Source organism: Rhodococcus sp. D-46 (genome assembly GCF_011290655.1).
Taxonomy (GTDB): Bacteria; Actinomycetota; Actinomycetes; order Mycobacteriales; family Mycobacteriaceae; genus Rhodococcus_F; species Rhodococcus_F qingshengii.
The window spans coordinates 200,631-208,311 of sequence record NZ_JAANTF010000009.1; the positions used below are offsets into that span (position 1 = coordinate 200,631).

General features: G+C 61.0%; 8 protein-coding genes. 5 read left to right on the plus strand and 3 right to left on the minus strand.

From position 1 onward, the window contains the following. Positions 1–23 precede the first annotated feature (23 nt). From G9U53_RS23880 to galE, 4 genes are read left to right on the plus strand one after another with little or no spacing between them, the layout of a single operon-like run. Complete coding sequence (locus G9U53_RS23880) at positions 24–296, plus strand: PqqD family protein (protein ID WP_007732082.1); 273 nt, start codon at positions 24–26, stop codon at positions 294–296. 7 nt (positions 297–303) lie between these two features. Then, positions 304–1,182 (plus strand): hypothetical protein, encoded by an 879-nt coding sequence (locus tag G9U53_RS23885; protein ID WP_230359874.1) that lies wholly within the window; start codon positions 304–306, stop codon positions 1,180–1,182. Beyond that, complete coding sequence (locus tag G9U53_RS23890; RefSeq protein ID WP_054781625.1) at positions 1,161–2,291, plus strand: nucleotidyltransferase family protein; 1,131 nt, start codon at positions 1,161–1,163, stop codon at positions 2,289–2,291. Before G9U53_RS23885 ends, G9U53_RS23890 begins: the two co-directional genes overlap by 22 nt. After that, positions 2,288–3,286, plus strand: a complete 999-nt coding sequence (galE, locus tag G9U53_RS23895; RefSeq protein WP_054781624.1) for a UDP-glucose 4-epimerase GalE — start codon at positions 2,288–2,290, stop codon at positions 3,284–3,286. The genes G9U53_RS23890 and galE overlap by 4 nt, the downstream gene beginning before the upstream one ends. Positions 3,287–3,293: 7 nt before the next feature. Here galE and G9U53_RS23900 read toward each other — a convergent pair whose 3' ends face one another. Beyond that, on the minus strand, positions 3,294–4,277 hold the full coding sequence (locus tag G9U53_RS23900; protein WP_165639266.1) for a hypothetical protein: 984 nt from the start codon (positions 4,275–4,277) through the stop codon (positions 3,294–3,296). A gap of 607 nt (positions 4,278–4,884) precedes the next feature. On the opposite strand from G9U53_RS23900, the gene G9U53_RS23905 reads away from it, so the two are divergent. After that, entirely contained in the window at positions 4,885–5,934 is a 1,050-nt protein-coding gene (locus tag G9U53_RS23905; RefSeq protein WP_230793231.1) for a GGDEF domain-containing protein, read from the plus strand. Here G9U53_RS23905 and G9U53_RS23910 read toward each other — a convergent pair. Further along, on the minus strand, positions 5,923–6,396 hold the full coding sequence (locus G9U53_RS23910; RefSeq protein ID WP_003945009.1) for a DUF5709 domain-containing protein: 474 nt from the start codon (positions 6,394–6,396) through the stop codon (positions 5,923–5,925). The two genes, G9U53_RS23905 and G9U53_RS23910, sit on opposite strands and share 12 nt — an antisense overlap. Before the next feature lie 73 nt (positions 6,397–6,469). Further along, on the minus strand, positions 6,470–7,675 hold the full coding sequence (locus G9U53_RS23915; RefSeq protein ID WP_030536368.1) for a lipase: 1,206 nt from the start codon (positions 7,673–7,675) through the stop codon (positions 6,470–6,472). Positions 7,676–7,681 lie beyond the last annotated feature (6 nt).

Consider the following 7,681-nt stretch of genomic DNA (forward strand, 5'->3'; position numbering starts at 1 on the left):
ATTCGCTGAATCAAGGAGATATCTTGACCGAACTACTCGAAGGTGTGAGACCGCAACGCTCTCAGACGGTGGAGAGCAACGATCTCACCGACGGTGTTGTGCTGTACGACAGCTCCAGCGAGGTTGCCCATCACCTCAACCCGGTCGCGACGTTGGTGTGGGAACTGTGTGACGGCCGGACCGTCAGCGAAATTGTCCAGGCCGTGGCAGAAGTGCTCGAGATCCCTGACGACGAGGCGAAGTCGGTAGTCAACGAGACGTACGGACAGCTGAGCACCTCTCGTCTGCTGGTGTGAGAATTCCGTGACAGGCAACCACGTACCACAATTCCGGGCGCACTACCTTTGGGTTGACGCGATTGTGCGCGGTTTCCGCATACCCGAGGTCGGTGTCGTCGAGCATCGGATTGCCAGCCCGTGGCCTGCGGACAACAACGTCGAAGTTCGGATTCAGCGGAATCGAGCGACATTCGGTCGCTGGGACGTCACCATCGAATCGACCATCGGCGGCAGCCTTGAAACGCTGATCGGTCTGGACGGTCTCCAGCTCGCGGAGAGCGTGTACCGCACGGTGCACCGGGATGTCATGACGGCCGCGCACGCCCGACAGTGGACACGCCTGCACGCCGCTCTGGTCGACTGCAACGGTGTGAGAGTGGCGATCGCCGGGCATTCCGGGGCGGGCAAGACCACCTTGGCGCTCGCCCTTGCCCTGCGGGGTGCACAACTGCGTGCTGACGAAGGCGTCTTCATTCGTGGTACCGAAGCTGTGGGCTTACCACGGCGGGTTCACCTCAAAGCCGGTACGTTCGACGTCCTCCCGGAGATCAAAGCGCACGATTCGCTGTATCTTCCGTACGCCCCGCCGGTGTGGGCGTTGGACCCGTCAACCTTGCCTGCTGAACGAAACGTCAGCTCGGCGGTTCGCGGAATCGATCTGGTGCTGATCCTCGATGGATGGGACGAGGCGCCGACTCGACTCGCTCCGATGCCCGTATCCCAAGCGATACAGTCGCTGGCCGGGCAATCCGCACTGTGGTCCGACAATCACGGAGTGACCCTGAGAAACATCGCTGCTCTACTCTCGAATGCCCCGTGCTACAGACTGATTCGACATCACGGCGATACCGGCGCCGACACCGTGGAGGAACTGGTGGCGTCATGCGTGACACCCGGTACCTGATTTCCATGTTGAAACCCGAGTGTGGGGCCGACGTCATCCGCTTGTGTTCGCAGCAGGATTGGCCCAGAGTCATCGACGCCGCTGTAAGGCACAAGGTATTGCCATTGCTCGCCTCCCGAGCGGTCGAGGCCGGCTTCGCATCGGTCCTACCTGCGAGCTTCGCGGAAATGCTGTCGGAATCCTCGGCCACCGCATCGAGTCCGGAATTGACGCTGAGCCTTGTCCATCACCGAAACACCATAAGGATCTCGGACCTCGACGCGCAACGAGTGGAACTGCAAGAGTTGTTACACAGCAACGGCTTTCCGACGGTTGCACTGAAGGGTGCCGCCCTTCTCGAGCGAAGAATCTGGCCGAACCCGGCAGCTCGACGGATGACGGACATCGACCTTTTGGTCGTCGACCCTGCACATGCCGTTCCGGCCAACGACGCGATCCTCGATTTCGGCTACCGAATGGTCCGCCCCGACGAAGTGGACTCCGACTCCATCGATCACGACGATCACCAGGAACCGGCACTCCTTCGCGACGACCGTCATGGCTCCGTCGAAATCCATTCGCACTTACTTCCGAGGTTCGCCCGTCACGCGCTGACCCGGGAGGCCGCGGTCCGAGGAATCAGCTCGGAGGCGGAAGGATCCCGCCTTGCGATGGCCGACGTGACGCTGCACGTCATCGCTCACGCGCGGCTTGCCGATCGGGCCTTGATTCGAGCCGATTTGTCGTTGAACAGTGTCTTCGACGTGGGGTACCTGCTCACTTCCGAACCGGAACTCGCTGTGACGCTCTCCAGACGCCAGTTGCCACGCGATGTCCGTCGGGCGGTGAACGTCCACTGGGCGGCGGTGGAATCGATCTTCGGCGTCAGTACCGGAATGACGACCTTCCCGGCGCATTGGTGGTGGCGATGGACGCTGTGGTTGGCGGATCGCCCACGCCTGCACTCGCTCTACCGCGATCTGGTCATGGTGCCGCTCTTTCTCGACCGTGATCGGCTTTCCATCCGGGACGGGCGCGACCTACGTGGATGGGACTTGGCGCGCTCACGCGTGTCCCACTTCGTCCGTCGTGCGAGGACTGCCGTCGAAGATGCCGGGGGAGCGGCGTGAAAGTACTGATCACGGGCGGAGCGGGATTCATCGGAAGCACCGTAGCGTCGAAGTGCGTCGACGCCGGGATCGATGTCGTGATTCTCGACAACCTGCTGACCGGCCGCGCCGAATTTGCGCACAGATTCCCGTTCTACTGCGGCGACATCGCGGACGAGAAACTGCTCGACAAGGTATTCGCAGATCATTCCGATATCGATGCGACAGTTCACTGTGCGGCCTTGATCGTGGTCGGAGATTCCGTGAGTAGCCCGGCGCGGTACTACGAGAACAACGTATCCAAGTCGCTGACGCTGGTATCGAGTGTCCTTCGGAACGGGTGTGAGCGCTTCTTGTTCAGTTCCTCTGCGGCGGTGTATGCGCCGAGCGACGGTGGGTGTGTCGACGAACGTTGGGGGATCGCACCGCAGAGTCCCTATGCGCACAGCAAGGCTCAGTTCGAAACGATGCTCGACGACATTGCGGCGGCCACTGAATTATCGGCGATATCTCTACGCTACTTCAACCCGGTCGGGGCAGATCCGGATCTGCGAAGTGGTACACCATCGGCACGCCCGACCCACGCACTCGGAAAGCTGTTCGAATCATATTCGACAGGAACGCCTTTCAGGGTTACGGGAACGGATTGGCCGACGCGCGACGGATCCGGAGTGCGTGATTACGTTCATGTCTGGGACCTTGCAGACGCTCATGTTCGAGCACTCGAAAGGTTCGACCGGGTCACCGCTGATTCATCACGCATGACTGTGGTCAATCTGGGCAGCGGGCGGGGGACGACGGTGTGGGAGCTGGTACACACATTCGAGAACGTGCTCGGCGAAGATATCGACGTGGTCGCTGCCGGCCGACGCACCGGTGACACTGCCGGCGCTTATGCGTCGAACGATCGTGCGTTGCGACTACTCGGGTGGGTTCCGACATTCACCCTGGAACAGGGGATCGAGGACACCGCGCGGTGGCTGGCAGTGCGGCCGCACCTGCTCAACTCGGTGTAGCCGAACGTCAGCCCGTCGGGTCGTCGTCAACGGTGATGTTGTTGCTACGTAGCCAGAAGGTGGCGTCCGGATCCCACCCGGCGAGCACGGTGGCCCCCGCGTTGGCCGACAACGGGATCGCGATGCCTGGCGTGGTCAGATAAGCCATCATGGTCAGGTGCACGGCGTCGTAATCTGCAGCGACCGAAACCCAGTCCGGAATGAACCAGTCACGGTATTCACCGGTCGTGTCGTACCACACGGAGCGACGTGAAGCGGGCACTGGCAGGGGATAGGTATCGACCAGATTCGCCCAGTCCTGCGGACCGGTGATCTCGTAGATCCGGGGCGCGCCGTAGATCCTTACCGGCTGCACCCGCGCCTCGTTCGAGGAGCTGTCTTCTTCGAGAAACACCCCGAGCGCCCCGATACCGTCGCGGGCCCTGGTTGTTTCGGTTGTACCGTTGGCAAACGGGATAGACCACCATTCGCCTCCGATGTGACGGTCCGGATCTTCGATCTGGTATTCCAGAAACTGACGTTCGTTGTCGAGTGCCTCAGCACGCCACTGTTCGAGGCCGTCCTCTGCACGGTAAATCCGCAAGGGTAGGTCCGACCAGCCGTAAATAGGGTTTCGCTTTTCAACCAGATTCTGGTTCAGACGGTCGATCGGCTCGGTCCACCAGGCAGTGTGTGGGGAGTCGAGTAGTGCTTCGGCAACCGGTCGCAGCGCCGCTGCGACATCCGGCCGGACGAAGATCAGGTCTTCTTCGTCCGGCGGCTCCCAGTAGCGTGCGCAATCTACGGCATACGCAAGACAGTGCAGAATCTCGAGTTCGGACATCTCGCCGATTGCCCGGATATCAACAGCGCCGAGAACTTGGAGCGCATCTTCCGGCGATTGAGGCCAGTGTCCACCGGATGTGCGTGCGCCGGCGCGGCATGCGTAACCGACGTTCGCACAGAAGCGACGGCCACGTGGTGAACCGAGGACGAGTGCAACGGAATCCATGTGGGTAAAGCTAGCGGACAAGCTGACGGGGGACGTTCGAATATCCATTACTTGACATAATGTAGATTATCGGCAAATTCTCGACCTGGCGATATCCGGCTCACGCCTGGTTCGTGCAACCTTCCTTGTTTCCGCCCACCTATGTCTGTCTGCCGGTACATTTGCCGGCTTTCCTGCGTTTCCGTCCTAGATCTGCGACCGGCTTGCACGACTCGACCATTGCGACTCCGCGATCGCCGGCTGAATTGGTACCGATCACCGCCTGGCCTCGCCGGCGACTGCGGCTACGCCGCGCGACCTGGACGTCAGGAACGACCAATAAGTGCTCTGATGTGGATTGATGCCGATAAACACGTCTCACCGACTTCCGGCTGGCTACCCCACCTCAATTCGTCACTGTGACGTATTATGGTCGACAGGCTGGAGGCGAGTTCAGTTCCCTTGTCATCGCCACGGACTACTATCGCCGCATGTGTTGTATTCGACCGGCCGCTTCTCATGGTCAGTGGCCGCGATGAGCGACACACCCAAGGTCGTGCATCGCTGGCTCGCAGTGCCAGACCAGTTTGACCGATTCACGCGATTCTTGCGCGACAACGGAATTTTGATGCCGACTCGGATAGGCATCGGCGTATTGGTTTTCCTCCTGGGTATCACGATTCTGCTGAAGCGACTGGGCACTCATTCGGTACAGACCATCGGATTTCCGTTGGACGTCGTCGTCGCAGTGCTTGTGATGATCGGCGGAATTGCCCTGCCTGTCGTAGCGACCACCCGTGAAAGGTCGTATTTCTTCGTCGTTGCCGGGGACTTCGCCGTTGCGGTGATCGTGCTGGCTGAGGCGAATCCGGATCAGAGATTGCTCGGATGTCTCGTCTTCGGGCTCGTCGGCTCGTACATAGCCTTCTTTCACAATCTTCGAACTCAGCTGTGGCACCTGCTGTTTTCCGGGGCGGTCATCGTTGTTGCCAGCATCGGCGTGTTCACCGATGTACCTTCTGGCCTTCCAGACGTCCTGGGGCGCATTGCCTTTGCCATTCCTGTCATCACTGTCATACCGGTGGTCACGCAGATTGCTCTGGCGCTCCTGAGCAACGACGCTCAAAGCTCAGAACTCGATCCGTTGACGGACCTGCTGAATCGGCGCGGACTCGCACGGCGGACTTCCGAACTACTGCAAGCGAAATCCAGCCTCGACCAGTCTTTGCTGGTGGTAGTGATCGACATCGACAATTTCAAACACTTCAACGACACCTACGGTCACGACGTCGGCGACCGAGTCATACTGCGCACGGCCTATCGACTACACGACTGGGCCAGATCGGACGCGGCGATAGCGCGCATCGGCGGTGACGAGTTCGTCGTCGTTCAGATGATGCCGTTGCCGTACGTCGGCGATCTACTGGCCCGGATCGCGCCCATCATGAACTCCCCTACAGGCGAACCAATCTCGACGACCAGCATCGGCATAGCCATCCACAACGGCGCCTGGCCGGACGTACAAGCAGCAGAAAGTGGCGTTCACGATCTACATCGCCTCGCCGATTCGGCGATGTACGAAAGCAAGAGAATGGGTGGAAATCACGTCCACTCCATCGTTCTCACCGATCAACAGCTACAACAGCCACAACAGTCAGGCGGTCGTTCAGTCCTCTGAATCGTCGATCAGATGCATCGCGGCTTCCTCTGCCGACGCTGCGCCGCCGTCGATTCCGACGTCTCCGGCAATGAGTTCACTTTCCTCGTCCTCGTATCTGCCCTCGTCTTCGGCAACGAGACGGCCGACCCGACGGTTACCCACTTCGTCACCGTTCGGGAATTCTTCTTCCCGTTCGAATTCGTCGGCATCGGCGGGATCCTTCAAAGGATCTCCGAGCGACGCGTACGGATCGGGTTCTTCTTCGGCCAGGCGCTCGTCGAGGGTCTCCCCCGCTGATTCCTCGCTGCCGGTCAACCCGTGGGCATCAAGTCCCAGTGGGCGTTCCGGTGGTGAGATTCCCTCGTCGAGAATGTCGTCGACGCCTCGATCGATCAGAGTGTCTTCAGGTTGAAGCTGGTCGTCGGGATCGAGACTGTAATCGCCATTGCCGGCCGCGCCGGTGTCATCCGTGTCGCTCATACGATCAACGATGCCACGGGCACACCGAGTTGGCCATGTGCCGCGCCTGCTCGATACGTCACTCCGGAGACATTCAGCACGAACGCGGGGCCGGCACTCCGTCGAATCGGTCCTGTAGGTACTCGAATGCGGTGGGCAGACCGAGGACCGCAGTGGTGAGGTGGTCCGGGCTGGGGAACAGTTGGGATTGAATCGTGGCTCCGGCGGCGCAGTACCGCGAAATCGTGTTGACCACCGAATCGATGGGGATCAGAACGTCGTCGGGCGTGTGCCATTCGAACACCGGGGCAGTCGGCACACCGGGATAGAGTTCGACGCTGTTGTCGTCCATCACCTTTCGCACTTCAGGGCTGGACAGCAAGGATGTCGACGTCGACACCTGAGAGGCACTGCGCCCGGCACCGACCCTGAGGATGTCGTTGGTGCACGCGTTGGTGAGTTCGGCCCGCATCGACCGTCCGAGGTCGTTGAGTTGGTTGCTCAGCGGCAGTAGGTCGGGATACTCGCGTTCGAGGCCCATTGCTGCGGCGAAGGCGAGGCCGAATGCCGGGTGCGGATCCTGTCCGAGGCCGTTTGCCATCTTGGACAGATTCATCGGGACGCCGCCCTCGGCTACACCGACAAGGTTGACCTCGGGTGCGTAGCTCGGGGCCAGTGCGGCCGCCCACGCGGTGGCCATGCCGCCGCCGGAGTAGCCGGCAATACCTACAGGGCTGGCGCCACTACGCAATTCGGGGACTTTCTGAACGGCGCGGATACCGTCGAGCGTGATCTGTCCGCCCAGGCGCGCGGCGCCGTACGCACTGTTGGGTCCGAGATGGTCGGGAAGGGCAATGGTCCATCCACGTTGCAGCGCGACGTTGAGGATGGGCGCTTCACGGATGACGATGTTGGGATCCGATGCGTAAAGCGCGCGAGACGGCGCACATCCCGTACCGAGTGCATTGACGATGTGCTGATACGAGAGCAACGGGCCGTCTTGTGCTTGATTCGGCGGGACCAGGATCGTGCTGACCGCGGCAATAGGCTTGTTCTCGGAGTTCGTGGACCTGTAACTGACCTGCCAGATCGCGACGCCGGGAAAGGTCATCAGGTCAGGGGCCCGGCGCACGGAGATCGGCGTGCCGGCGGTCCCCTCGGCCGCTGCTTGCGAATAGAACGGGTCCGGGTCCGGTGCCGGATATGCGGGATCGGCCTGTGCAGTCCCCCCGGAGAGCAATGCGGCAGTCAGTGCAGCGGCAGTCAGCATCGATCCGGTAAACACGCGTGTGGTTCGCAGTTTCAA

What these genes read in the sequence shown, in the direction of transcription:
- G9U53_RS23890 (WP_054781625.1), top strand. Translation starts at nt 1,161, where the DNA reads ATGCGTGACACCCGGTACCTGATTTCCATGTTGAAACCCGAGTGTGGG.
- G9U53_RS23900 (WP_165639266.1), bottom strand. Translation starts at nt 4,277, where the DNA reads ATGGATTCCGTTGCACTCGTCCTCGGTTCACCACGTGGCCGTCGCTTC.
- G9U53_RS23905 (WP_230793231.1), top strand. Translation starts at nt 4,885, where the DNA reads ATGCCGACTCGGATAGGCATCGGCGTATTGGTTTTCCTCCTGGGTATC.
- G9U53_RS23910 (WP_003945009.1), bottom strand. Translation starts at nt 6,396, where the DNA reads ATGAGCGACACGGATGACACCGGCGCGGCCGGCAATGGCGATTACAGT.